Raw genomic sequence first — 23626 nt, 5'->3', positions numbered from 1 at the left:
CCTCCGTTCAGTCGATGATTTCGCCGTGCATCATGTGCTTGCCAACGGCCACGGTGCCGACGAAGCCCATGATGGCGATCAGCAGAGCAGCCTCGAAGAACAGATCCGACTGCAGCCAGATGCCGAACAGCACGATCAGCGCCAGCGCGTTGATGTACAGCGTGTCGAGCGCCAGCACGCGGTCCGGCATCGAGGGTCCGCGCACCAGGCGCGCCAAGTTGAGCAGCATGGCGACGCCCATCAGCGCCATGCAGACGGGAATCACGATATCGAGCATTCGAAAATCTCCAGCAGCGGCGCTTCGTAGCGCGACTTGATCTGCGCGACGACGTCTTCGCCGTGCGACACGTCCAGCACATGCAGCAGCAACGTCTTGTGATCGGCACTGAGCCCGGAGGACACCGTACCCGGCGTCAGCGACAGGATGCACGCCAGCACCGCCAGCAGGAACTCGTTCTCGATGCGCATCGGCACTTCGACGAAAGCCGGCTTGAGCTTGCGCGTCGAGCCCAGCACCAGGCGCGCCACGTGGATGTTGGCGACCAGGATGTCCCACAGCACCATCAGGATGTAGCCGCACAGCTTCAGCGGCCGGCGCAGGCGTGGCACGTCGAACATGAAGTCGCGGCACAGAAGCATGATGCCCCAGCTGAGAAAGGCGCCGAGCAGCAGATGGCCGACCGTAGGCGTATTGACCAGAAACAGCCAGATCACCGTCAGCATCAGGGTGAACGTGGGATGGGGAAGCCAGCGTTTGAGACTCATGCGCCACCTCCGCGGACGAGTTGCAGGTAGGCGCCGACGTCCAGCAGTTGCTGCGCCGTGGCCTGGGTATAGGCGTACACCGGCTGCGCCGCGACCACCAGCAACGGGCTGCAGGCCAGCAGGCCAACGGCTGCCAGGGTACGCACGCGGTCGAGCCTGGCTTGCGAGGCTGGCTCATCCGCGGTACGCCAGAACAGCACGCTACCGGCACGCGACAGGGCGACCAGCATGCCCAGCCCACCGACCAGCACCACCGGCCAAAGCTCCAGCGCCTGCTGCCCGGCGCCAGCGGCGCGCAGCAGCATCATCTTGCCGAGAAAGCCTGGGAATGGCGGCAAGCCGGCCACCGACACCGCAGCGATAAAGAATATCGCCCCCAGCAACAACGGGTTGGTCAGCGGCGCACCGGTGCGCAGGCGCCCGCGCAGCTCACCGCGCTGACGCGCGACCAGATCGGCGAGCAGGAACAAGGCGCCGCAGATCCAGCTGCTGTGGATCAGGTAGAACAGTGCGCCGCTCAGGCTATCGGCCGTGGCCAGGGCGATACCGGCCAGCAAGGTGCCGACCGAGACGATGACTAGGTAACCGATCAGCCGTTCCAGGCTGCGCACCGCCAGCGCGCCGATCACGCCCGCCGCTAGAGTCAGCATCGCTATCGGCCAGAGCAGCTCGTCCACCAGATGGGCCAGCTCGCCGGCTTGATTGCCGAACAGCAGCGTGAACACCCTAATGATGGCGTACAGGCCCACCTTGGTCATGATCGCGAACAGCGCCGCTACCGGCGCAGTGGCGGCGGCATAGGCGCTGGGCAGCCAGAAGTACAGCGGCAGTACCGCAGCCTTGAGACCGAACACGATCAGCAGCAGGAAGCCGGCGGCGGCCAGCAGCGGCTGACGCTCGATCTCGGCCTGACCGATCTTGAGGGCCAGGTCAGCCATATTCAGGGTGCCGAGCAGGCCGTAGAGAATGCCAATGCCGATCAGGAACAGCGACGAAGCCACCAGGTTGAGCACCACGTAGTGCACACCGGTTTTCACCCGCGGTGCCCCGCCGCCATACACAAGCAGCGAGTAGGAGGCGATCAGCAGGATCTCGAAGAACACGAACAGGTTGAATAGATCGCCCGTCAGGAAGGCGCCGTTGATGCCCAACAGTTGGAACTGGAACAGGGCGTGGAAATTGGGCCCACGCTCGTCGTCGCCACGCACCGCGTAGAGCATGGCGAAACCGGCCAGCACGGCCGTGACCACCAGCATCAGGGCGGCCAGGCGGTCGAGCATCAGCACGATGCCGAACGGCGCCTGCCAGTTGCCCAGGGCATACAACTGCAGCTCGCCACTGTTAGCCTGCATCAGCAGCCAGACGCTGATCGGCAACAACGCCCAGGTGACGAGCAAGGACAGCACGCGTTTGGCACGCAGTGAGAGATAGGAACGCACCAGCAGCAGGCTGCCGGCGAACATCGGCAGCAGGATTGGCAGGATCAGCCCATGATTCATCAACGTGGCTCCTCGCCATCCACATGGTCGGTACGCAGCTCACCCAGGGCGCGCAGCGAAAGCACCACCACGAAGGCCGTCATTGCAAAGCCAATGACGATGGCGGTGAGCACCAGTGCCTGGGGCAACGGATCGCCATACTCGGCGCTTTTGCCGATCACTGCCGGAACGCCGGTGCCCAGACGCCCCATGGCGAACAGGAAAAGGTTGACGGCATAGGAGATCAGGGTGAGCCCCATCACCACCGGATAGACCCGCGCGCGCATCAGAAGATACACGCCCGTTGCGGTCAGCACGCCAAGGGTCAGGGCGTAGAGCGCTTCCATCAGTGAACCTCCTTGCTGGATTCGTCCTGGCTGACATGGCCAATGTTGGAAAGGATCAGCAGCGTCGCGCCCACCACGGTGAGGTACACGCCAAGGTCGAAGAGCAGCGCCGTGGCCAACTCGAACTCACCGATCAGCGGCAGGTGGAAATGATCGAACGCAGAGGTCAGGAATGGCGAGTCGAAGGCCAGGCTGCCCAGACCGGTCAGCGCCGCAATGAGAATGCCGAGGCCGGCAATGGAGTGGAAACTCCAGCGCAGGCGCTGCTGGGTCCACTCTACCCCGTGGGCGACGTATTGCAGGATCAGCGCGATGGCAGTGATCAGACCGGCGATGAAACCGCCGCCCGGCAGGTTGTGGCCGCGCAGGAAGATGAACGCCGACACCAGCAACGCCATGGGCATCATCAAGCGGGCGATCACATCGAGAATCATCGGGTGGCTATCGGTTGACCACAGTTTGCCGTTGCGATCGGTATCCGGGTGCGGCAGGTGCAGCCCGGCCAGCAGGCCGTAGATGCCCACCGCGGCGATGGCCAGCACGGCGATTTCCCCCAGCGTATCGAAGCCGCGGAAATCCACGAGGATCACGTTGACGACGTTGGTACCGCCGCCGCCACTGACACTGTTTTCCAGGAAGAACGAAGAGATGCTGTCGTAAGGACGGGTCATCACCGCGTAGGTCAGCAGCGCCACGGCGATGCCGGCACTGCCGGCCAGGGCGAAATCGCGCAGGCCTCGCAGGCTGCTGGACTCCTGAGGCGTGCGGTCAGGCATGAAAAACAGCGCCAGTACCAGGAGAATGATGGTCACTACCTCGACCGACAGCTGGGTGAGCGCCAGATCCGGCGCCGAATAACGGGCGAAGGCCAGCGCTACCATAAGCCCGGCACAACTGAGCGTCATCAGGGCAGTAAGCCGGCTGCGGTGGAACACCACGGTCAGCACCGCCATCACGCAGAGAATCAGCATTCCCAGGGCGGTAATGCCATCCACCGGCGACAGCGGCACCTCGCCGCCCAGCTTCTTGAGCTCGGACAGCGCCATCACCAGTAGTGCCAAGGCACTGAGCAATAGCACTGCGATATAGCGCTGCAACGAGCCGCTCTCAAGCATATGGGTCAGCCTGCGGGTACCTTTGACCAGGCTGTAGATCACCCGCTCGAAGACATCCTTGGCGTCTACTGTCGGCATGCCGTTGTACCAGCGGAACAGCGGCTCGCGGCAGGCGTAGACCAGCACCCCACCGGCTAGTGCCACCACACTCATGGCCAGCGGCAGGTTGAAGCCGTGCCAGATCGCCAGGCTGTATTCAGGCACTTCACCGCCCAGGCTGGCGGAGACCGCGGCGGTCAGCAGCGGCGCGACGGTGTAAGCCGGCAGCATGCCCACCAGCAGGCAGAGGAACACCAGAACCTCCACCGGAATCTTCATGTAGCGCGGCGGCTCATGGGGCGGATATTTGGGCAGATCCTTCGGCTCGCCGTTAAAGAACACGTCGTGGATGAAGCGCAGCGAGTAGGCCACCGAGAACACCCCGGCCAGAGTCGCCGCCACTGGAATCATCCAGTTGAAGATGCCCAGCAGGTCCTGGTTTAGCGTCTCGCTGAAGAACATTTCCTTGCTCAGGAAGCCATTGAGCAGCGGCACGCCGGCCATCGCCGAGGCCGCCACCATAGCCAGTACCGCGGTGTGCGGCATGTACTTCCACAGTCCGTTTATGCGTCGCATGTCGCGGCTGCCGGTTTCGTGGTCGATGATACCGGCGGCCATGAATAACGAGGCCTTGAAAGTGGCGTGATTGATGATGTGGAACAGCGCCGCCACGGTCGCCAGCTCGGTATCCAGGCCGAACAGCAAGGTGATCAGGCCCAGATGGCTGATGGTCGAGTACGCCAGCAGGCCCTTGAGGTCGTGCTGGAACAGCGCCATGCAGGCCCCGAACAGCAACGTGACCATGCCGGTCATGCTGACCATGTAGAACCACCAGTCCGTGCCCGCCAGCACCGGATACAGGCGCGCCAGCAGAAAGACGCCCGCCTTAACCATGGTGGCCGAGTGCAGATAGGCCGAGACCGGCGTGGGCGCGGCCATCGCCTGGGGCAGCCAGAAATGGAAGGGAAACTGCGCGGACTTGGTGAACACGCCGAGCAGAATCAGCGTCAGCGCCACCGGATAGAGCGAGTGGGCGCGCACGATATCGCCGGCCTCAAGCACCACGCTCAGCTCAAAACTGCCTGCCATGTGGCCCAGCAGCAGAATACCGGCCAGCAGTGCCAGGCCGCCGCCGCCAGTGACAGTCAATGCCATACGCGCGCCACGACGAGCGTCGCTGCTGCCGCTCCAGAACCCCACCAGCAGGAATGAAGAAAGGCTGGTCAGCTCCCAGAACATCAGCATCAGCAGCAGGTTCTCGGACAGCACCACGCCCAGCATGGCGCCCATGAACAGCAGCAGATAGGCGAAGAAGCGCCCCATGGGCTCCTGCTTGGACAGGTAATAGCGGGCGTAGAGGATGACCAGCAAACCGATGCCAAGAATCAGTAGCGCGAAAAGGAAGGACAGGCCGTCGAGGCGAAAGCTCAGGTCCAGCCCCAGCTCGGTCAGCCAGGGGTAGCGGACCACATGGCCGTGCCCTTCGAAGGTGCCCGGCCGTTCCGCCCACAGCAGAACCATTGCTGCGGCTGGCGCCAAAGCCGCAGCCAACGCACAGAGCGAACGCCCCTTGCGGTCAGCCAGCAGCGGAAGAAGGATGCCTAGAAATGGTAAGGCGACGACCAGCGCAAGCGCCATACACTAAAACCTCTCGTACCAGCGCGCCTGTAACCTGGCGGCCCATTTATGTGTGCCCAAGCCGGCCGACTGCAGCCAGGCCGATCTTGCAAGTGTAAGCGCGATACCGAATCAGCAGAGGCGAATGACGGTCGTCAATTTTGCCCACGTTCAGAGCCGGCCAAGCCCGATTGATGACCGGCGACCGCCTATAACTGACTGATAATCCGTGCGTTATGTTCGATCTGTTTTGGTCTGGGCAGCTGATTCGAGGCGCAGGACAATTATGCTTAGCTATCAATCCGAGGTCATGGATAGAACTATTACTAAACGCTATCAAGGATGTTTGACTACTCACTTACAGCATAAGCAAAAGGGCCGGAACAGCTAACTGTTCCGGCCCTCGATTCACTCCGGCGGCTGCCAGCGTACTCAGTGAGTGACGCGGCTGGTGCCGTTGACGGTCATGATGCGTACGCGGTCGCCGACGCGGAAAATCTGGTTTTCCTCGACGGCCTGCACGTAGGCGCGCATGCTGCCATCGTCTTCGCGCACGGTGATCTCCACACCCTGGGTACGGGTGATGCCTTCTTCGGCAGCAGCGCCCAGCAGGCCGCCGGCTACGGCACCGATCACCGCGGCCACCGCCGAACCGCGACCGCCGCCGACACCGCTGCCGGCCACACCGCCGATCACCGCACCAGCACCGCCACCGATAGGCGTCTTGGTACCCTCGATCTTCACCGGACGCAGCGACTCGATGGTGCCCATGCGTACGGTCTGCACGGCACGCGCTTCGTCACGCGAATAACTGTCGCCGGTCAGGCTGGAGGCGCAACCGCCGAGAGTGAGCGTCGCGGCAGCGAACAGGGCGGCGAAAAAACCAGGTTTAAGCATGACGATTCTCCAGGCTGGACTGATAACCTTACGACAACTTGGCCGTCAGGACGGTCACTGTAATTGCCGACAAATTGCTTCATCCGTTCAGCGTCGGTACAGGGTCGGCGTCTGATCACCCCGACAAGTATACAGACAGCCGTACTGGCCAATCGTCACCGCGACCTCGCCCTTCTCAGCGTCGGGCCGCCTGGGCGACGCGCCAGAACCTTGCCAGATCGGCAGCACGCGCTTCGAGCTCGGACCCGGCCTGGGCACAGGCATGCTCCAGGGTAATCGGCCCGGGCGCCAGGCTGAAGCAGGCCTCGATACCGGCTTCGCGTACCTGCTGGTAGCCCTCGCCCAGGCTGCCCGCCAGGGCGATCACCGGAACGCCCTGGGCCTGTGCGACCCGTGCCACGCCAACCGGGGTCTTGCCGTGCAGGCTCTGGGCATCCAGCCGGCCCTCCCCGGTGATCACCAGATCGGCACCGCGCACCGCGTCAGCCAGCCCACCCAGCTCGGCAACCAGCTCGATACCGGGGCGAAAACGCGCATCGAGGAAGGCCTTAGCCGCAAAGCCCAGCCCGCCCGCAGCACCGACCCCAGGAAAGGTGCTGAAATCTTCGCCCAGCGCCTCGCCCATCACTTCGGCCAGGCGCGCCAGGGCAGCGTCGAGCTCGCGAACCTGCTCCGGGCTTGCCCCCTTCTGCGGGCCAAAGACTGCCGACGCGCCCTTGGGACCGCACAGCGGGTTATCCACGTCTGCAGCCACCTCAACCTGTACATTCTGCAAACGCGAGTCGAGCCCACTCAGGTCGACGCGCTGCAACGAGGCCAGGGCCGCGCCACCGGCACGCAGCTCATTGCCGCCTGCATCCAGAAAGCGCACGCCCAAAGCTCGCAGCAAGCCGCTGCCTCCATCGTTGGTGGCGCTACCGCCAAGGCCAAGGATGATGCGCGTGGCCCCGGCATCCAGAGCCGCCAGGATCAATTCACCAGTGCCGTAGCTGCAGGTCACCCGGGCGTCGCGCTGGCCGCTGGGCACCCAATGCAGGCCGCTGGCGGCCGCCATTTCGATCACCGCGGTGCCGTCGCCCAGCCAGCCCCAGTGAGCATTCACCGGCGCGTTCAGCGGGCCTCTAACGGTCAATTCGCGGCGCTCGCCGCCGGTTGCCGCCAGCACGGCATCGACCGTGCCCTCGCCCCCATCGGCCATGGGGCACAAGGCGATCTCGGCATCCGGGTACACGGCCGACCAGCCGCGTGCGATGGCCTGGGCCACTTCGGGTGCACTCAGGCTCTCCTTGAATGAATCAGGAGCAATGACGATTTTCATGCAAAAACCTCGAAAACGGCGGGACGCCCGCAGGCGTCCCGAGGGAATCGACTTACAGCAGCACCAGGCTGAGCAGCCATACGGTGAGCATGCCGACCAGGCCCTGGATGAGCGTGGCCACGGTCTGGGCGCGGTAGGCGACCGCCACCGGCATACGGCTGAACTGGGTAACCACCCAGAAGAAGCTGTCGTTGGCGTGAGACACGGTCATGGCGCCCGCACCGATGGCCATGACGGTGAGCACGCGCCCCATTTCGCTGTCCAGACCTAGTTGAGCCAGCAACGGCGCGACCATCGCCGAGGTAGTCACCAAGGCCACGGTGCTCGAGCCTTGGGCGGTCTTCAGCGCAGCGGCAACCAGGAACGGCATGAACAGCCCGACGCCCAGCGCCGACAGCGTAGCACCAAGGTAGCCGCCCAGCGGCGAGGCGCTCAACACCGCACCGAAGGCGCCGCCAGCACCGGTAATCAGCAGGATGGGCGCAGCGGAAACGATGCCCTCGCTGACGCGGTCATGCAGGTTCTGGCGCTTGCCGTTGCCCTTGAGCAGCGTGCAGGCCAGCAGCAGACCTATTAGCAGAGCCACTACCGGCTGACCGCAGAAACGCAGTACCGCCAGGATCTCGCCCTCGCCGAACGGCTTGCTGGGGAACACCGCGATGGAGCCCAGGCAGATCAAGAGGATAGGCACGAAAATCGGCGCAAAAGCCTGGGTGGCACTCGGCAGCTTGCCGTACTTGCTGCGCAGCTCGGCGAACTCTTCGGCGCTGGGCAGCGGCGTGCCGTCGTCCACCAGGGCGATGTCCTTGCCGACGAAACGATTGGCCCACCACATGCCGGCCAGAGCGGTGATCATGGCGACGAACAGGCCAACGGCGATCACCAGGCCCAGACTGGATTCCAACCCGAGGTTGCCGGCAGCGGCAATCGGGCCGGGCGTTGGCGGCACGAAGGTGTGGGTGGCGTAGAGGCCGGTTGCCAGCGCCACGCTCATGGCCACGATCGAGACCTTCATGCGCGCCGCCAGGGCGTTCTTCAGGGAGTTGAGGATCACGTAACCCGAATCGCAGAACACCGGAATCGAAACCAGGTAGCCGATGATCGACATGGTCAGGGTCGGGAAACGCTCACCGAGCAGCTTGATCACCGTCTCGGCCATGGTGATCGCCGCGCCGCTGCGCTCGAGAATCACCCCGATGATGGTGCCGAGCACGATCACGATGCCGATATTGCCGAGGATGCCGCCGAAACCGGTGGCAATGGTCTTGATGATGTCCTGATGAGGCAGTTGATAAGCGAAACCGGCGATCAGGGCAGCCGCCAGTAAGGCCAGAAAGGGGTGCAGCTTGAGACGGGTGGTCGACAGCACGATAAACGCGATCAGTGCGACCAGGATCAGAACCAGAGCCATGCCGGTGTCCTCGTTGTTGTTATGGGATGCCACTGACACACATTGTCACTCAGCGGTGGGCGCTCGCACCCTGTTCCAACGCACAACAAGAAAAGCACCACGAGCACCATTTACTGTGCACGCGCACCACGAGAATCAGCGGTCCGGCTCGATCAGGCCCAGCCCGAGGGAAAGCTGCAAGCGGCGGTCCAGCCGCGTCAGCTCGACGCCACTGAGTTCGGCGATGCGCTCCAGGCGATAGCGCAGCGTATTGCGGTGAATGCCCAGCGCCGCCGCACAGCTCTGCACCTGGCCGTCATGCCGACACCAGGCTTCCAGGGTTTCGCGCAGCACACCGTTGCTGTCGTGGGCCAGCACCTGCTTCAGTGGCGCCAGCCAACCCTGCAGCAGCCAGCTGTTGCGCTGGGCATGCAGCAAGGTTGGCAGGCGATGTTCTTCCAGTGCCACCAGACGCAAGGCCGGGTGACGCGCACGGGCGAAGGCCTGCAGATCACGCAGCGCCAGAGCTGCCTGACGCAGCTGAGCGAGCGACTGCACCGCATCGCTGACCAACAGGCGAGCCACGCCCCAGCCACGTTCATCGGCGCCCTCCAGCCAATGACCATCCTCCTGGCTGGCAGCTACCGGCCGGCACCAGAGCAGTTCACGCATGCCCAAAGGCGCCCAGAGGTGCTCTTTCTTGCCGGCCACGGCACTCAGCAGTCGTGCTTGCTGCGCCAGCGGCTCGCTCTGCTCGTGCAATTCCAGCAGGCATACCTGACGCGGCCAGTTGAACGTCAGGCCCTGACGCGCGGCTTCGGCGCTCAGGGTGGCGATGGCAACCGACGGATCGAACAGCTGACGCACCCAGGCGTCGAGCTGATGCCGCTGCCAGTGGCGCTCGGCCTGCACCTGACGCTGCTCGACCAGCATCTCGGCGGCCATGCGCACCAGCTCGGCGTAAGGGCGCACCACTTCGGGATCGCCGGTGATGCCCAGCACACCAATCAGCTCGTCGGCATGCAGCAGCGGCAGATTCACACCTGGGCGAACGCCACGCAGACAGGCCGCAGCCTGCTCGTCGATCTCCACCACCCGGCGATTGGCGAGTACCAGTTGCGCGCCTTCATGACGGGTATGCAAACGCGCCGGATCGCCACTGCCGATGATCATGCCCTGGGCGTCCATCACGTTGATGTTGTGCGGCAGGATGGCCATGGCGCGGTCGACGATGTGCTGGGCCAGGGTGGAATCGAGTTCAAGCATGGCGGAGCCTGCGCATGGGCGGCCGCCCTGCGGAAACGATTTGAGGAATTGGCGGCATGCCTGTTGGCGCGTCAGGGCGCCAGGCGCTGGCGCAGCCAGGCTTCGCCGTTGAGCCGATAGTCGAGACGGTCGTGCAGACGGCTGGCACGGCCCTGCCAGAACTCGATGCGCTCGGGCAGCAGGCGGTAGCCGCCCCAATGCGGCGGGCATTCAGGCGCCTGGTCAGCGAAGCGGCGTTCGGTTTGTGCCAGCAGGCCTTCCAGCTCACCGCGATCATGAATCACCCGGCTCTGCGGAGAGGCCCAGGCGCCGAGGCGGCTGCCCAGCGGGCGCACCTGGAAATAGGCGTCGGACTCGGCAGGTGTGACCTTTTCGACCCGCCCTTCGATGCGCACCTGGCGCTCCAGGGTCGGCCAGAAAAAGGTCAATGCGGCAAAGGGATTGGCCTGCAGCTGCTCGCCCTTGGCGCTCTGGTAATTGCTGAAGAAGGTGAACCCTTGCTCGTCCAGGCCCTTGAGCAGCAGCACACGGCAGTGCGGACGACCTTCGGCATCGACGGTCGCCAGGGTCATGGCGTTGGGTTCCACGGGAGGCTGCTCGGTTTTCACCGCATCGGCGAACCAGCTTCTGAACAGCGCGAGAGGCTCAAGCGGCGCCTGATCCTCGCTCAACCCGTCACGGGTGTAGTCACGGCGCATGTCGGCCAGGGTCTGAGTCATGAGAAAGCTCTCGAAAGCGGCAAAGACCCTAGCTTAACGGTACGGACCTTATTTGGCTTGATCTGCGGCAACCACTTTCTTGGCATCGGCCAGCTTGGTGGTGCTCTTGTCGGCCGATTTGTCAGCGGTTTTCGCCACGGCCTTGGCCGCTGGTTTCGCTGCTGGCTTGGCCGCTGCCTTGGGTTTGGCCTTTGCAGGCGCCTTGGCTACGGCTTTGGCTGCCGGCTTGGCAGTAGCTTTGGCAGCCGGTTTCTCGGCTGGCTTGTCCGCCGGCTTTTCGGTAGCAGCCACAGCGGTGGCGGCAGCAGGCGCCGGATCTGGCGTGCTGTACTTGGCTATCAGCGCCTGTAGGGTGTCCTGACGGGTCAGGAGGATTTCCACCCGGCGGTTCAGTTCACGGCCATTGGCGCTATCGTTGGCAGCACGCGGCATGTCCGGGCCCATGCCCTTGACCATCAGGCGGTCCTGTTTGAGGCCGCTTAGGCGGAAGATGGCGGTGAAGGCACGAGCGCGCTCAAGGCTAAGGGAGCGATTGGTATCCAGCGCGCCGCTGCTGTCAGCGTGGCCGAGTACCAGCACACCGACCTTGCTGTCTTTCTCCATTACCTTGGCCACCCGGGTGATCGGGCCCAGGGTGACCGGCAGCAGCATGCCAGGGCGATCCGGGTTGAAGTTGCCCTTGACCGGCGCGGTGACCACCAGCAGGTTCTCGCGACGCTCCATCTCGAAGTTGCTGTCCTTGATCGCTTCGCGCACCAGCGGCTCGTATTCATCCAGCCAGGCCTGGGTAACTTCCGGCGGTGGCATGGGGACCGGCTTGGGATCTTCCTTCTTCTCGAACAGGGAGCAACCTGTCAGCAGTACGCAAAGCGCCAGTGCGCAAGTCTTGTAGGAAAGCATCGGTTCATCCACTAAGTAATCGGTCGTAGTCACCCGGGCAACCCGGAGTCAGCAGCTAAAAGCGTTATTGCGCAGGCGGTTATGCGCGGTTCCTAGAAACACTCGCATAAGATACCCGCAAGTTTCTGTGCCCGCGGATCCATTAAGACGAACGGCCCCAGGTTATTCGTAACAAACCCCACAGCCACGTCCCGTTCCGGATCGGCGAAACCTGTGGTGCCGCCCGCGCCAGGGTGGCCGAAGGCACCCTTGCCCATTCCGTAGGTAGCATTGCCGACGGTGGACTGGTCGAGCATGCAGCCCAGACCGAAACGCGTCGGGGTCAGCAACGTTCTGTCCTCACCGACACTGTGTTCGCGGGTGAGTTCAGCCAGCAGCTCGCTATCGAGCAGGCTGCCATCGAGCAGACCGCTGTAGAAACCGGCCAGGCTACGGGCGTTGCCATGGCCATTGGCCGCTGGCTGCTGCATGCGTCGCCACTCCGGTTTGTTGGTGCTGGTCATGATCGACGGCGGATTGGTGAACGCCCGGGTGGTCATGGCCTGGGCATCGGTCATCATGGTCTTGAGCATGCGCTGGGCTGCCGCATCGCCCATATTGCCCTTGCCACGGCTGATGGTGGCGACGCGGTGAAATTCCTCGTCGGCCAAACCAACGTGAAAATCCAGGCCTAGCGGTTTGGCGGTACGGGCGACGATCGACACACCCGGGCCGCGACCCTCGACGCGGCGCAGCAGCTCGCCGATCAGCCAGCCGAAGGTGATCGGCGCATAACCGTGCCCCTCGCCCAGCGGCCACCAGGGCGCCTCGGCGGCCAGTGCGTCGGTCATGGTCTGCCAGTCGTAGAGAGCTTCGGCAGGCAGATTCGCGCGAATCGCCGGCAACCCGGCCTGATGGCAAAGCAGGTGGCGCACGGTAATGCGCTCCTTGCCGGCGGCGGCGAATTCGGGCCAGTAGCGAGCCACTGGAACGTCGAGCTCCAGTTTGCCTTCGGCTACCAGTTGCAGCGCGGTGACCGCAGCGAAAGGCTTGGTGCAGGAGAACAGATTGAGGATGGTATCGCTGTGCCAGGCCTCTTGGCCGTCCTTGTCGGCGACCCCGGCCCAGATGTCCACCACGGTTTCTCCGCCCACCTGCACGCACAGCGCGGCGCCGCGCTCCTGCGGGTCATCGAACAGCGCTGCGAAGGCCTCCTTTACCGCTTCGAATTTGAGGTCGAAGTAACCCTGAATCTGCACTGACGGCTCCTGCTTCAAATAAAAGCGCCAGCAGGGCTGGCGCGTACGGATTAAGGCTTGGCTTCAGCTGCCGGGGCGTCGCCCTCGGCAGCCGGCACGGCCTCGGGCGCCGCCTCTTGCGAAGGTGCGGCGTCCTCTTTGGACGACTCCTGAGCAGGCGCGGCACCCGTTTTGGGCGCGGGCTCCTTGGCGGCCTGCTCGAGTACCAGCGGTGGCACGGTCAGGTTGGCCTTGCGCACGGCGCTGACAAAGCCGTCCCACGGCCGGTCGGTGATCGCCACCAGGCCCAGGTGACCGTTCTCGCCATCGAGCAGGCGCCCGGTAACTGGCTGATCTAGATACTGGAACCAGTGCACGCCAACGATCTGTGGCTCTTCCAACGCCTTCTTCAGGAAGTTGGCATAAGCCGGGCCACGCTCCTCTTCCTTGTACACCTCGGAGACGCCACCCCAGAACGGGCCGCGGTCGCGGGAGCCGAAGTGGAACTCGGTGACCAGCAGCGGCTTGTCGAGCTTGCGCAGGGCTTCGAAGTCGTAACCCTGCTGCGGCTCGCGGGTATAGAAGTTGAAGCTCAGCACGTCGCAGTACTGGGCGCAGGCCTCCACAGCCTCGGGAATGCTCGCCGAGAAACGGCCACCGAGCAGCAGGTGGTTCGGCGTATGCCATTCCAGCGAATCGTCGATGGTCTTGAAGTAGGTATCAGCGAACAGACGCAGGAAGCGCTGCATGTCGGCTTCGATGGCCGGGTACTCAGGATTGATCGGTGGCGCCTGGAAGCCCGGATCCTCCATCAGCTCCCACGCTTTGAGGTCGATACCCCAGGCCTTGGACAAGCCTTCCTGGTTGCGGTACTTGTCGCGCAGCTGCTTGAGGAAGGCGCGCTTGGCCGGTACGTCGGTGGTCAGGCGCAGCGTGGCGTAGGCCAAGGCGTAGCGCGACAGCGGATCATCAGCCGGGCCGGCCCAGGCAAGCTCGTTGTCGGCGTAGTAACCGATCACCCAGGGATCGTCGCGATGGCCACGGGTGGCGATGGCGATGGCACGTTCGGCGGCCATGGCGAAACGTGGATCGAAGGGGTCAGGCATGCCGCCCCACCAGTCCACGCCAGTGCTGATGGTGGCGTAGTCACCATGGATCGACAGCGGAATGCTGTACGGCATGCGTTTGTCTTCGGCGAACTCGTTGTCGCTCCAGTTACCCAGGGTATTGAAGCCCCAGGCCTGCAGGCGATTCTGCGCGCGCTCGCGCCACGCCTTGGCATCCTGAGCGCCATAGGTGCGCTGCAGGTTGGCGGCGTAGAAGTCGTACCAGCGGCCCTTGTCGAAGTCGCGGCCGCGGTTGGCGCCAGTATCGGACTCGTTACTGGCACTGCCGTAGAACGCGGCGAGCGGCTCGCCCTCGGCCGGCAACGCGCTGAACATGATCTCGCGGCCTTCGACGTAGGTCTGGCTTTGCGAGCCGGTCACGGTGTTCACACCCAGCGAGTAGAAGGGGTTGCCCTCCGGCGTGACCAGGAACCATCGGTCACCGCGCTTCTCGGTACGGAAGAAACCGGTGGCCTCGAACGACGGGCCGCCGATCCAGCCGCCGTACATGTCCTGCTTGGGACGGCCGGCCTGCCAGGCTTGCAGCTGCTTGTCTTCTTGGGCCATGCCCTGGCGCAGCTGCTCGTCGTTCTTGATCTTGCCCGGCCAGTCGCGTCGGGTGTACTGGCCGTAGCCATCGACGATACCGCGGTAGGCCTGCTCCAGATCGCCGCTGCCGCGCACACCGAAGCGGCCCAGCAGGATGTTTTGCGCGGCCTGGGGGTTGGGGATCGACAGGGTGACGGCGGAGACGTTCTTGACGTCGATCTCGCCATTGACGGTTTCCGCCAGCAGCAGCAGGCGGCCGTCGTAACGCCAGGGCATCGGCGCACCGGCGCGCATGCCTTGGGCACGCGGCGAGGTGGCGCCCAGCGGGATCAGCAATGTCTGCGCCGGGCCGGCCGGCAGGGCGATCTGAGTGGTCAGGCGCTTGCCGTCGGCGCTTTCGATGGTGACGTCCAGGGTCAGCGCCCAGTCCATGGCGTTCTGCACGCGCAGGCTCATGGCGCTGGCCTGGGACCAGTCCCAACTGCCGTTTTGCGGAGTCAGGCGCAGGGTCGGGCGCTCGCCCGGATTGAAGGTCACACGGCGCAGGATCTCGCCCTGGGCGGCGCTTTCCGCGGTCACGCTGGGCAGGTAGGCGTTGTCGCCGGAGACCTGAACCGCGTCCATGGGACGTACGAAGTTGAACAGCTCCTGGCGATCGGCAGCAACGCCCAGCGTCGGCAGGCCGAGCAGCGTAACCAGCGCCAGGCGCCTCATCGCCAATGGATGTCGAGGACGGGCTGCAGCGATGCACAGTGACAGAACTTTGGTGACCAGACCGGCGGGTGCGTGCGCGTCGCACTGCCCCGAACGATCGGCCGACAGCAGCCAGGTGTTGACCTTCAAGACCCCTTCTCCCCGCAACTCGACGACGAATGTGAGTGCCCGCGACAGTCCCGTCACAAGCCTTTTGCTGCGTCTTAAACGCGCAGGCGCAATAGTGCGACAGATGGGGGCTTTACCGCAAAGCCCGCATGTCCGATGACTGACTTGCGGAGCGATTTTTTTCGTCGAGAGGGGCGCGGCGGGAGCCTAGCTGATTTCCCGCCGGAACGGCGGAAGCGCATTAAGAATCGCCTTGCCATAGCGCTGGGTCACCACGCGGCGATCCAGCAGCGTAATAGTGCCGCGGTCCGACTCGGTACGCAGCAGGCGCCCGCAGGCCTGCACCAGGCGCAGCGAAGCATCGGGCACGGCGATTTCCATGAACGGGTTGCCACCACGCGCTTCGATCCATTCGGCCAGCGCGGCCTCGACCGGGTCGTCCGGCACGGCAAAGGGAATCTTGGCGATCACCACGTGCTCGCAGTATGCGCCCGGCAGGTCGACGCCCTCGGCGAAACTGGCCAGGCCGAACAACACGCTCTCCTCGCCGCTGTCGACCCGCGCCTTGTGCTTGTTGAGGGTTTCCTGCTTGGACAGGTTGCCCTGGAGGAATACGCGCTTGCGCCAGTCGCGCTCCAGGCCGTCGAACACGCCCTGCATCTGCCGGCGCGAGGAGAACAGCACCAGCGTGCCGCGCGAGCCCTGCACCAGATCGGGCAGCTCGCGGATGATTGCCGCGGTGTGCTCGGCGGCGTTGCGCGGATCGGCCTTAAGATCCGGCACCCGCAGCACCCCGGCGTCAGCGTGGTGGAACGGGCTTGGCACCACTGCAGTGGCCGCTACCTTGGGCAGGCCGGCGCGCATGCGGTAACGGTCGAAGGTGCCCAGTGCGGTAAGCGTGGCCGAGGTGACCAGCGCGCCGTAGGCGACGCTCCACAGGTTGCGGCGCAGGGTTTCGGCGGCGAGGATCGGGCTGGCGTTGACTTCGATGTCGAACAGCGCGCCGCTCTCGGCCAGGGTCAGCCAGCGCGCCATGGGCGGGCTGTCTTCGGGATCTTCGCTGGTGAACGCCAGCCACAGCTCCCAGGTGCCTTGGGCCCGTGCCAGCAGACTGCCGAACAGCGGGTACCACTCCTCGGCCTGATGGCTGGCGATGCCGATGCTGGTCTCGCCGTCCATGGCCTCTTTGAGCTTCTCGGTCACCCCGGTAAACAGATCGTTGAGCTTGGAAAAGCCCTTCTTCAATTCCAGGCCCAGCTCGATCAGATGCTCGGGCACCACGCCGCCGACGAAACGGTGACGCGGGCGCTCACGCCCTTCCATATCCTCGCCAGGCTTGAAGTCGGCCACCTGCTCGCAAGCGCTGAACATGAATTGCTGATGGGTCTTGAGCTCGCGGGCCAGCTCCGGCACCTGCTCGATCAGCCGCCCGAGATCACCGGGCAGCGGGTGTTGGGCCAGGAGCTTGGTGAGGTTCTTGGCGATCTGCTCCAGCCAATCGGCCGTGGAACGCAGCCGGGTGAAGTGGGCGAAGTGGCCGATGGCTTTGTCCGGCAGGTGATGGCCTTCGTCGAAAACGTACAGGGTGTCGCGCGGGTCAGGCAGCACCGCGCCGCCACCCAGGGCGAGATCGGCCAGCACCATATCGTGGTTGGTGACGATCACGTCGACCTTGCCCATGCCTTCGCGGGCTTTGTAGAAAGTGCATTGCCCGAAATTCGGGCAGTGGCGGCCGGTGCACTGGCTATGATCGGTGGTCAATTGCGCCCAACGGCTGTCTTCCAGTTCCTGAGGCCAGCTGTCGCGGTCGCCGTCCCATTTGTTGCCGGCAAGCTTCTCGATCATGCTGGTGAACAGCTTCTGGCCTTCCTCATCGACATCGATGCGAAAGCCTTCTTCCTCGAACAACTGCGCCGTGGAGCTCTGCGCCTGGCCTTCCTGCAGCAACACGTCGAGCTTGGACAGGCACAGATAGCGGCCTCGGCCCTTGGCCAGGGCGAAGCTGAAATTCAGGCCGCTGTTGCGCATCAGGTCGGGCAGATCCTTGTGCACGATCTGCTCCTGCAGCGCCACGGTGGCGGTGGCCAGCACCAGGCGTTTGCCCGCCGCTTTAGCGGTGGGGATGGCAGCCATGCAGTAGGCCACGGTCTTGCCGGTACCGGTGCCGGCCTCGACGGCCACCACGGCCGGGTCACCGAGGCGACGCCCTTCATCGTCGGTCTTGATGGTGCCCAGCACCTTGGCCACCTCGGCGATCATCAGGCGCTGCCCATAGCGAGGCTTGAGGCCCTTGGCTTCGAGAAAACGGGTGTAGGCGCCCTGGATCTGGGCCTTGAGTTCGGTGCTGAGCATTAAGGATCTTGACTACGAAAAGGCTGGATATATTTTCAGTATTCGAAAACGGCCGCTATCATAACGCGCCTATCGCCTGCGTGCTGACTCGCTTGCCTGCTCCCGATGAAGCGCACGACTTGCAAGCCGCCGGGCCCGACTTCTGAAATCGATCACCGTGAGGCGCAGCCGAGCCTTGAACAACCTGGATGGCCAAACGGCGTCCCGAGGTGATCAGTTGAAATACCGGAGTGCCTGAATGCCACCTTATTCCCCTCTGTACACCTTGCACCTGCTGGCGGCGCTGATCTGGGTCGGCGGCATGTTCTTCGCGTGGATGGTGCTGCGCCCGGCCGCTGGCACCCTGCAGGTGCCGGAGCGTCTTACCTTGTGGCTTGAGGTGTTTCGCCGCTTCTTCGTGTGGGTGTGGATCGCCGTCGTGGCGCTGCCGATCACCGGCGTGGGCATGCTGCACATGGGCTTCAGCGGTTTCGATGGTGCGCCGCGTTACGTTCACGTAATGATCGGCCTGTACCTGGCGATGCTGGCGCTGTTCCTACGCATTCAGGCGTTGCAACTGCCGGCCATGCGCCGCGCGGTGGAAGCGCAGGACTGGCCGGCAGCCGGTGCGGGGCTGGGCCGTATTCGCCGGCTGGTCGCCTTCAATCTGCTGCTTGGTCTAAGCGTGGTATCGCTCGCAGCAGCGCGCCCCAGCCTCTGACGGCAGCTTGAAGCACTAATAAAGAAGGGCCTCTACAGGCCCTTCTTCATTCAGAAGCGTACGATGTCCAGCCGCCCCGCCTGACCGGCCTCGCCAGGCCGGCCGGGTGCACCAGAACGGCCATCGAGGCCGGCGCTAGTGCTGTAGATCCAGCAGCCCTTGCTCGCACCGCCGCTGCCGGCATTGCCTGCCGTGCCGGCAAGCCCGCCTGCTCCGCCATCCAGGCGCGCCTGTAGATGCTCGACCGGAAAGTCGCTGGGTACTTCCAGACGAATCTGGCCACCGGACGCCCCTGGATGACCATCGCTGCCATCCTGACCGTCATAGCCCCCGCTGGCCTGACCCCAGGCGCAGCCGCCAGGCTTGCCATCGGCGCCATCCAGGCCAGCGTAACCCGCGGCACCACGACCACCACGAGCGTCGAGAACCCAGGGCTCGGTGGTTACCGATTTCATGCGGATGACCAGCGTGCGCCCAGGCAGCGCGGCCCGTTGCGCAGTACCAGGCGCACCCGGTGCATTGATCTGTGCACCGGCGGCGATGTCGCCGGTGCCGATATCCAGCAGCAGACGTTCGGTTGAAGGCGCGACAGCGATCTGCGCATCGTGGCCCAGATGCAGCTCACCGATATGCAACTCGCTGACCCCGGCGGGAATCAGCAGCGTACCGCGCTCGGCAATGGCCACGCGGTCGAGCTGTAGCACGCTGCCATGGGCAGGCAGACGGGTCATGTGATTGGAATCGACCTCGATGACGGCCGCAGCCATTGCAGTCAGCGGGCAGCACAAGGCGGCCGCCAGGATCAGTTTGCGCATGGGACGGCCTCCTCGACACTCGCCGACGCTGGAGTCGCCATTGTCTCCGGCGCGGACTCAGGCTCAGCCTTGACCTCAGCCACAGCGCTTGGCAGCGACCAGATATGAAAGATGCCGAAGGCCAGAACCTTGGCTCGCTCGATGATCAGCTGCGGCTGCGTAACGAGCTCGGCCTTGAACAGTGCCAGTTCGGCCAGATGCAGGCCCAGCATGGCCATGCCGGCTACGTTCAGCAGCTGCGCGAAGGGTTGCGCGAACGGGGAGATTAGATTGGCCAGCACGACGCACCAGAACAGTGTCGCCAGCAGTTTGCCCAGCCTCGTGATAGTTTTCATTGCCCGCCCCACCCCACTCGTTATGTGCGGCACATTACTGCGTTTACGGGCTGGGAAATAGAGGGTCAAACCAAAAACGGTGTCCATTGCGTAACACCGTACTCCTGACCGACCCGAGGGCCGGCCAGGATGCTCACGAAGATCGAGTCAGGCTTATGGCCGGGCTTCGACTTCCGCTTCCACACGACGGTTGATCGCACGGCCTTCTTCGGTAGCGTTGTCGGCAACCGGACGGCTTTCACCGTAGCCGACTGCGTTCACGCGGGTACCGCCCACACCGTACTGGTTGACCAGCACTTCACGCACGGCATTAGCACGGCGCTCGGACAGTTTCTGGTTGTAGGCGTCGGTACCAACGGAGTCGGTATGGCCTTCAACCACGGTGGTGGTTTGCGGGTATTGCTTCATGAAATCAGCCAGGCTCTGGATGTCGCCCATGCTTTCCGACTTGACCTGGGCCTTGTCGAAGTCGAACTTGACGTCCAGCTCGACACGTACGGCTTCGGCAACCGGCTCGGGAGCGACGGTTTCTTCGACCATGACGGTTTCTTCTACCACTGCCACTTGCTGATCGTCAGCACCATGGACCCAGCAATAAGCTGCTGCCATGCCGGCGCCGACAACGGCACCACCACCCGCCCAGGCCGAGCTTTCGATAGCACCCAGAGCCGCGCCACCCACGCCGCCCACGGCAGCACAGGTCGGCCAGTCGGATTTCTGGACGCCAGCGCAGCCCGTCAGAAAGGTGGACGCAATGATCAGGGGTACCGCTTTCCTTGTAATACTCATATGCAAGTCTCCTAATGGGAATCGGCGCAAAAACCGACACTCTGGATTAAAGACGCCCGCTTTTAAATCTGCCAGACAGCACTACGACATCACTGTCGGCCGAACAGTTCTAGTTGAATGTGAGCATGCGCGGTAGTCTTTCGTGATCGCTTCGAGGTTTCTGATGACTCAGATCACATCCCCCCGTACCCCCCAACAATCGTTGGCCGCTCTACTACAACGCTATGCGCCCGCCAGACTGCTTTTGGTGAGTGCCAGCGAACAACCCGCAATAAATGCTTTTCAGCAGGCGCATCCGCACACTTTTGTCGCTCACGCAGCCCCCGGCAATCTTGATAGTGACCTGGCAGGCCAGCGTTTCGACCTAGCGGTAGTAGTGGACTGCCTGGAACACCTGCCGCGCAGGGACGGCCTGCAATTGCTCGGTGGTATCCGCAACCTCAATGCCAGCCGCATGGCGGTGCTGGTCGACCTATCGGCCTGCCGCTGGCAGGACACCGACTTCTACGCGCTGGCGCTGCAGGTCAGTGAACGCTTCGCACGCGACGAGCAGGTACTGAGCCTGTTCACCTATGACCTGCTTGAGTACAAACAGGCGCCCGACTGGCTAAACGCCAAGTTTTGGGCCAACCCGGAAAACTTTGGCAAGTACTGGTGGTAAGCATGAAACCCGACGCGACTTCAAGCGGCTGCCCGTGCGGTAGCGGCGACTCGCTCGCCGCTTGCTGCGGGCGTTATCACGAGGGCGCCGCTGCGCCTTGTGCGCAAAGCCTGATGCGCTCTCGTTACAGCGCCTACGTGATGGGCAATGTGGATTATCTGGTGGCGACCTCGCTGCCGGCGCAACAGGCGAAGCTGGACGTGGACGGCATTCGCGCCTGGAGCCTGCAGAGCACCTGGCTGGGCCTGGAGGTCGAGCACTCGGAATTGCTCGGCGGCCAGCCCGAACATGCGCGAGTGACCTTCGTGGCACGCTGGCACGATGCCGATGGCGAACACAGCCATCGCGAGCGCTCGGCCTTCGTGCAGAACGGTGGCCGCTGGTACTTCATCGACCCGACCGTAGGTTTGCAGGCCGGCCGCAACGATCCATGCCCCTGCGCCAGCGGCCAGAAATTCAAGAAGTGCTGCGCGACCTATCTGTAGCGGCGAATCTCACAGTAGCTTGAGGTGCGAGGTATCCGGCGCAGGCGCGGCCGGTGCCGACTTGGCCTGGCCCATGTCGCTGCCTACCGGCGCCAGGCTGAATGCGGAGAGATCCAGATTCGGCGCTGCCACCTCGGCCTTGCCATCCTGCAGATCGGCGCCTAGGGCGGCCACACCGAAATCCGGTGCGTCCACGTCCGCAAACGCGGCCATGTACTCATCCCGCGGCGCGACGACCAGGCGGCCAGTGGGTTGCGCCGGGGTCTGGCTGACCGGAGCAGCCGGCGGTGGCGGCGCCAGCTCGATTTCCTCGATGACCTGCGCTTCGGTATCGACCACCTCGACCCGAGCGCCAGCACGCTCCAGCGTGCTGCGGTACTTTTCCGCGGAGGCTTCGTCCAGATTGTTTTTGATCACCACGCGGCGCCCGGAAAACAGTTGGGCGATTCGCTGGGCGTCGGCCTGGAACAGCTTTGCCAAGTTCGCCTGAACCGCCTCCAGCTGAGCGCCGGGCACCAGTTCACCGGAAAATGCGATTTCGTATCGCGCCATCATCCCTTCCTTCTTGTCGGCTCGCCGCGCCATTTCGGCCACGGCAATAAAACCTAAATGCATGCAGGCCAGTATGACGCAGCTTTTTGCGCACACACGAGTGACAGTCGGCATTTTCCTCACGGCCAATCACGCGCGACAGCATTAGGGCAGTAACGCCGTCTCTTGTTACACTGAGGCCTCGAACGGAGTATGAAATGTTTTCTCGGGCGCAAATGATAAGAATTCTTAGCCTAATGGTATTCCTGGGTATGGGCGCGGCACTCAGCGGCTGCTCGACCTGGTTCTCGGACAGCTTCAAGGATCCGGACGTACGCCTCGTCGACGTCAATGTGGTCAAGGCCAAGCTGCTCGAACAGCGCTTCATGCTGCGCTTTCGCATCGACAATCCCAATGACGTCAGCCTTCCGGTACGTGGCCTCGAATACGTGGTGCACCTGAACGACGTGCTGCTCGCCGATGGCGAATCGGAGGTCTGGTTCACCGTACCGGCCAATGGTCATCTGGAGTTCGACGTGCCAGTGCGCACCAACCTGTGGCGCCACGTACGCCAAGTGGTCAAGCTGCTGGAGAACCCCGATGAGCCGATTCGCTACCGCCTGCAAGGCCAGGTGAAAACTGGATTATTCTTCGGCCGCCGCGTGCACATGGCGCGCAATGGCGAGATAATTCCCGGCGATTATCTTCCGGAGTGACCCGCATGACCCAGCAACCCCACGTCCATGGCCCTGACTGCAACCACGATCACGACCATGATCATGGCCACCACGGCCACGTGCACGGCCCGCACTGCAACCACGCGCCTCAGGAGCCAGTGCGCAACTCCCTGAAGGACGTAGGCCGCAATGATCCTTGCCCATGCGGCAGCGATAAGAAATTCAAGAAGTGCCATGGGGCCTGATCGCCTCTTGATTCTGCTTGCGGTACTGATCGTCGGCGCACTCGCCTTGTACGCGGCTCACCTCTGGCGCCAGGTCTGGGCCAGGCAGCATCAGCAGGCGCAAGTGCGCCTCGCGCAACGCCAGCGCCTTCATGATGATCTTCGTGTGCTGGCGAGCTCTCTGCTCGACGGCCAGCTGCCGCTGATCGAAGGCGCCATCCGCATCAAGGTGCTGCTCGACAATTACGACAGCCAGCTGAGCCTCACGCCCCAGGCCCAGGTATTCCAGCGCCTGTACGACGCCACCGCCCACGTGCCGACCCACGCCGATTGGCAGGCCCTGAGCCGCGCCGAACGTCGCCAGCACGAGGCGCTTTTTTCCGAGCTGACCGAGGCCAACCAGCAGCAGGCTCACGAGGCGGCACGCTGGCTGCTCGATACGGGACTAGCCGCCCGGCCATAACCCCACGTCGCATCGCCTCTCGCGCCACTTGCCAGGCGCCATGGGGCTC

Annotated in this window: 23 protein-coding genes and 1 pseudogene; 6 read left to right on the top strand and 18 right to left on the bottom strand. The window is 63.8% G+C overall.

Annotated elements, in window-relative coordinates; translation table 11 throughout:
- Window positions 1-7 precede the first annotated feature (7 nt).
- The 14 genes from PVA39_RS06410 to dinG all read right to left on the bottom strand — a co-directional run bounded on the left by PVA39_RS06410 (window position 8) and on the right by dinG (window position 17897).
- A complete protein-coding gene (locus PVA39_RS06410; RefSeq protein ID WP_274123316.1) occupies window positions 8-277 on the bottom strand; it encodes a K+/H+ antiporter subunit F in 270 nt (89 codons plus the stop codon).
- Window positions 262-765: a Na+/H+ antiporter subunit E gene (locus PVA39_RS06405; RefSeq protein WP_274123314.1), complete on the bottom strand. Its 504-nt coding sequence runs from the start codon at window positions 763-765 to the stop codon at window positions 262-264. Before PVA39_RS06405 ends, PVA39_RS06410 begins: the two co-directional genes overlap by 16 nt.
- Window positions 762-2264, bottom strand: a complete 1503-nt coding sequence (locus PVA39_RS06400) for a monovalent cation/H+ antiporter subunit D (protein WP_274123313.1) — start codon at window positions 2262-2264, stop codon at window positions 762-764. Before PVA39_RS06400 ends, PVA39_RS06405 begins: the two co-directional genes overlap by 4 nt.
- Window positions 2264-2590: a Na+/H+ antiporter subunit C gene (locus PVA39_RS06395; RefSeq protein WP_274123312.1), complete on the bottom strand. Its 327-nt coding sequence runs from the start codon at window positions 2588-2590 to the stop codon at window positions 2264-2266. Before PVA39_RS06395 ends, PVA39_RS06400 begins: the two co-directional genes overlap by 1 nt.
- Window positions 2590-5382, bottom strand: coding sequence for a monovalent cation/H+ antiporter subunit A (locus PVA39_RS06390; RefSeq protein ID WP_274123311.1), 2793 nt, complete (start codon window positions 5380-5382; stop codon window positions 2590-2592). The genes PVA39_RS06395 and PVA39_RS06390 overlap by 1 nt, the downstream gene beginning before the upstream one ends.
- 411 nt (window positions 5383-5793) lie before the next feature.
- Entirely contained in the window at window positions 5794-6258 is a 465-nt protein-coding gene (locus PVA39_RS06385) for a membrane protein (RefSeq protein ID WP_013792420.1), read from the bottom strand.
- A gap of 175 nt (window positions 6259-6433) precedes the next feature.
- Entirely contained in the window at window positions 6434-7576 is a 1143-nt protein-coding gene (locus PVA39_RS06380) for a glycerate kinase (protein WP_274123310.1), read from the bottom strand.
- 52 nt (window positions 7577-7628) lie between these two features.
- On the bottom strand, window positions 7629-8987 hold the full coding sequence (locus PVA39_RS06375; protein WP_274123309.1) for a GntP family permease: 1359 nt from the start codon (window positions 8985-8987) through the stop codon (window positions 7629-7631).
- 135 nt (window positions 8988-9122) lie between these two features.
- A complete protein-coding gene (locus PVA39_RS06370) occupies window positions 9123-10232 on the bottom strand; it encodes a sugar diacid recognition domain-containing protein (RefSeq protein WP_274123308.1) in 1110 nt (369 codons plus the stop codon).
- Between the two features lie 71 nt (window positions 10233-10303).
- Window positions 10304-10951, bottom strand: a complete 648-nt coding sequence (pdxH, locus tag PVA39_RS06365; protein ID WP_013792424.1) for a pyridoxamine 5'-phosphate oxidase — start codon at window positions 10949-10951, stop codon at window positions 10304-10306.
- A 48-nt stretch (window positions 10952-10999) separates the two neighbouring features.
- Window positions 11000-11851 carry an OmpA family protein gene (locus tag PVA39_RS06360; RefSeq protein WP_274123307.1) on the bottom strand — a complete coding sequence of 284 codons (852 nt, stop codon included), beginning with the start codon at window positions 11849-11851 and terminating at the stop codon, window positions 11000-11002.
- 92 nt (window positions 11852-11943) lie between these two features.
- Window positions 11944-13089 (bottom strand): serine hydrolase domain-containing protein, encoded by a 1146-nt coding sequence (locus PVA39_RS06355; protein WP_274123306.1) that lies wholly within the window; start codon window positions 13087-13089, stop codon window positions 11944-11946.
- A gap of 50 nt (window positions 13090-13139) precedes the next feature.
- Window positions 13140-15437, bottom strand: coding sequence for a beta-agarase (locus tag PVA39_RS06350; RefSeq protein WP_274123439.1), 2298 nt, complete (start codon window positions 15435-15437; stop codon window positions 13140-13142).
- A 315-nt stretch (window positions 15438-15752) separates the two neighbouring features.
- Window positions 15753-17897 carry an ATP-dependent DNA helicase DinG gene (gene dinG / locus PVA39_RS06345; protein ID WP_274123305.1) on the bottom strand — a complete coding sequence of 715 codons (2145 nt, stop codon included), beginning with the start codon at window positions 17895-17897 and terminating at the stop codon, window positions 15753-15755.
- A gap of 238 nt (window positions 17898-18135) precedes the next feature.
- Here dinG and PVA39_RS06340 point away from each other — a divergent pair, with 238 nt between their 5' ends.
- Entirely contained in the window at window positions 18136-18597 is a 462-nt protein-coding gene (locus tag PVA39_RS06340) for a CopD family protein (RefSeq protein WP_093503664.1), read from the top strand.
- Between the two features lie 50 nt (window positions 18598-18647).
- Here the strand turns inward: PVA39_RS06340 and PVA39_RS06335 are convergent, their stop codons facing one another.
- From PVA39_RS06335 to PVA39_RS06325, 3 genes and pseudogenes are all read right to left on the bottom strand, one after another.
- Complete coding sequence (locus PVA39_RS06335) at window positions 18648-19412, bottom strand: collagen-like protein (protein ID WP_274123304.1); 765 nt, start codon at window positions 19410-19412, stop codon at window positions 18648-18650.
- Window positions 19400-19834, bottom strand: a complete 435-nt coding sequence (locus PVA39_RS06330) for a DUF1145 domain-containing protein (RefSeq protein ID WP_274123303.1) — start codon at window positions 19832-19834, stop codon at window positions 19400-19402. Before PVA39_RS06330 ends, PVA39_RS06335 begins: the two co-directional genes overlap by 13 nt.
- A gap of 66 nt (window positions 19835-19900) precedes the next feature.
- Window positions 19901-20257 (bottom strand): annotated as a pseudogene (locus tag PVA39_RS06325) (OmpA family protein); the annotation flags it as partial.
- Between the two features lie 442 nt (window positions 20258-20699).
- Here PVA39_RS06325 and PVA39_RS06320 point away from each other — a divergent pair.
- Both PVA39_RS06320 and PVA39_RS06315 read left to right on the top strand, forming a co-directional pair.
- Window positions 20700-21197 carry a DUF6231 family protein gene (locus PVA39_RS06320; RefSeq protein WP_274123302.1) on the top strand — a complete coding sequence of 166 codons (498 nt, stop codon included), beginning with the start codon at window positions 20700-20702 and terminating at the stop codon, window positions 21195-21197.
- Between the two features lie 2 nt (window positions 21198-21199).
- The gene (locus tag PVA39_RS06315; RefSeq protein ID WP_274123301.1) at window positions 21200-21682 is read left to right on the top strand and encodes a YchJ family protein; all 483 of its coding nucleotides are present in this window, start codon (window positions 21200-21202) and stop codon (window positions 21680-21682) included.
- A gap of 9 nt (window positions 21683-21691) precedes the next feature.
- On the opposite strand, the gene PVA39_RS06310 is transcribed toward PVA39_RS06315, so the two are convergent.
- Entirely contained in the window at window positions 21692-22234 is a 543-nt protein-coding gene (locus tag PVA39_RS06310) for a hypothetical protein (RefSeq protein ID WP_274123300.1), read from the bottom strand.
- A 197-nt stretch (window positions 22235-22431) separates the two neighbouring features.
- On the opposite strand from PVA39_RS06310, the gene PVA39_RS06305 reads away from it, so the two are divergent.
- The 3 genes from PVA39_RS06305 to PVA39_RS06295 are packed head-to-tail and all read left to right on the top strand — an operon-like array spanning window position 22432 to window position 23577.
- Entirely contained in the window at window positions 22432-22929 is a 498-nt protein-coding gene (locus tag PVA39_RS06305; RefSeq protein ID WP_147174980.1) for an LEA type 2 family protein, read from the top strand.
- 5 nt (window positions 22930-22934) lie between these two features.
- Complete coding sequence (locus PVA39_RS06300; protein ID WP_274123297.1) at window positions 22935-23135, top strand: SEC-C metal-binding domain-containing protein; 201 nt, start codon at window positions 22935-22937, stop codon at window positions 23133-23135.
- Window positions 23125-23577, top strand: a complete 453-nt coding sequence (locus PVA39_RS06295; RefSeq protein ID WP_274123295.1) for a DUF2489 domain-containing protein — start codon at window positions 23125-23127, stop codon at window positions 23575-23577. Before PVA39_RS06300 ends, PVA39_RS06295 begins: the two co-directional genes overlap by 11 nt.
- The last annotated feature ends 49 nt before the right edge of the window (window positions 23578-23626 follow it).

It is taken from the genome of Pseudomonas sp. CNPSo 3701 (genome assembly GCF_028674975.1).
GTDB classification, from domain to species: domain Bacteria; phylum Pseudomonadota; class Gammaproteobacteria; order Pseudomonadales; family Pseudomonadaceae; genus Aquipseudomonas; species Aquipseudomonas straminea.
This window is presented reverse-complemented; position numbering and strand designations above follow the sequence as displayed.

Excerpts from the sequence above, each read along its gene's own strand:
- PVA39_RS06395 (WP_274123312.1), bottom strand. The coding sequence starts at position 2,590 with ATGGAAGCGCTCTACGCCCTGACCCTTGGCGTGCTGACCGCAACGGGC.
- PVA39_RS06380 (WP_274123310.1), bottom strand. The coding sequence starts at position 7,576 with ATGAAAATCGTCATTGCTCCTGATTCATTCAAGGAGAGCCTGAGTGCA.
- PVA39_RS06350 (WP_274123439.1), bottom strand. The coding sequence starts at position 15,437 with ATGAGGCGCCTGGCGCTGGTTACGCTGCTCGGCCTGCCGACGCTGGGC.
- PVA39_RS06305 (WP_147174980.1), top strand. The coding sequence starts at position 22,432 with ATGTTTTCTCGGGCGCAAATGATAAGAATTCTTAGCCTAATGGTATTC.
- PVA39_RS06335 (WP_274123304.1), bottom strand. The coding sequence starts at position 19,412 with ATGCGCAAACTGATCCTGGCGGCCGCCTTGTGCTGCCCGCTGACTGCA.
- PVA39_RS06400 (WP_274123313.1), bottom strand. The coding sequence starts at position 2,264 with ATGAATCATGGGCTGATCCTGCCAATCCTGCTGCCGATGTTCGCCGGC.
- PVA39_RS06390 (WP_274123311.1), bottom strand. The coding sequence starts at position 5,382 with ATGGCGCTTGCGCTGGTCGTCGCCTTACCATTTCTAGGCATCCTTCTT.
- PVA39_RS06360 (WP_274123307.1), bottom strand. The coding sequence starts at position 11,851 with ATGCTTTCCTACAAGACTTGCGCACTGGCGCTTTGCGTACTGCTGACA.
- PVA39_RS06385 (WP_013792420.1), bottom strand. The coding sequence starts at position 6,258 with ATGCTTAAACCTGGTTTTTTCGCCGCCCTGTTCGCTGCCGCGACGCTC.
- PVA39_RS06315 (WP_274123301.1), top strand. The coding sequence starts at position 21,200 with ATGAAACCCGACGCGACTTCAAGCGGCTGCCCGTGCGGTAGCGGCGAC.
- PVA39_RS06320 (WP_274123302.1), top strand. The coding sequence starts at position 20,700 with ATGACTCAGATCACATCCCCCCGTACCCCCCAACAATCGTTGGCCGCT.
- PVA39_RS06295 (WP_274123295.1), top strand. The coding sequence starts at position 23,125 with ATGGGGCCTGATCGCCTCTTGATTCTGCTTGCGGTACTGATCGTCGGC.
- PVA39_RS06330 (WP_274123303.1), bottom strand. The coding sequence starts at position 19,834 with ATGGACACCGTTTTTGGTTTGACCCTCTATTTCCCAGCCCGTAAACGC.
- PVA39_RS06300 (WP_274123297.1), top strand. The coding sequence starts at position 22,935 with ATGACCCAGCAACCCCACGTCCATGGCCCTGACTGCAACCACGATCAC.
- PVA39_RS06310 (WP_274123300.1), bottom strand. The coding sequence starts at position 22,234 with ATGGCGCGATACGAAATCGCATTTTCCGGTGAACTGGTGCCCGGCGCT.
- pdxH (WP_013792424.1), bottom strand. The coding sequence starts at position 10,951 with ATGACTCAGACCCTGGCCGACATGCGCCGTGACTACACCCGTGACGGG.
- dinG (WP_274123305.1), bottom strand. The coding sequence starts at position 17,897 with ATGCTCAGCACCGAACTCAAGGCCCAGATCCAGGGCGCCTACACCCGT.
- PVA39_RS06340 (WP_093503664.1), top strand. The coding sequence starts at position 18,136 with ATGCCACCTTATTCCCCTCTGTACACCTTGCACCTGCTGGCGGCGCTG.
- PVA39_RS06410 (WP_274123316.1), bottom strand. The coding sequence starts at position 277 with ATGCTCGATATCGTGATTCCCGTCTGCATGGCGCTGATGGGCGTCGCC.
- PVA39_RS06370 (WP_274123308.1), bottom strand. The coding sequence starts at position 10,232 with ATGCTTGAACTCGATTCCACCCTGGCCCAGCACATCGTCGACCGCGCC.
- PVA39_RS06405 (WP_274123314.1), bottom strand. The coding sequence starts at position 765 with ATGAGTCTCAAACGCTGGCTTCCCCATCCCACGTTCACCCTGATGCTG.
- PVA39_RS06375 (WP_274123309.1), bottom strand. The coding sequence starts at position 8,987 with ATGGCTCTGGTTCTGATCCTGGTCGCACTGATCGCGTTTATCGTGCTG.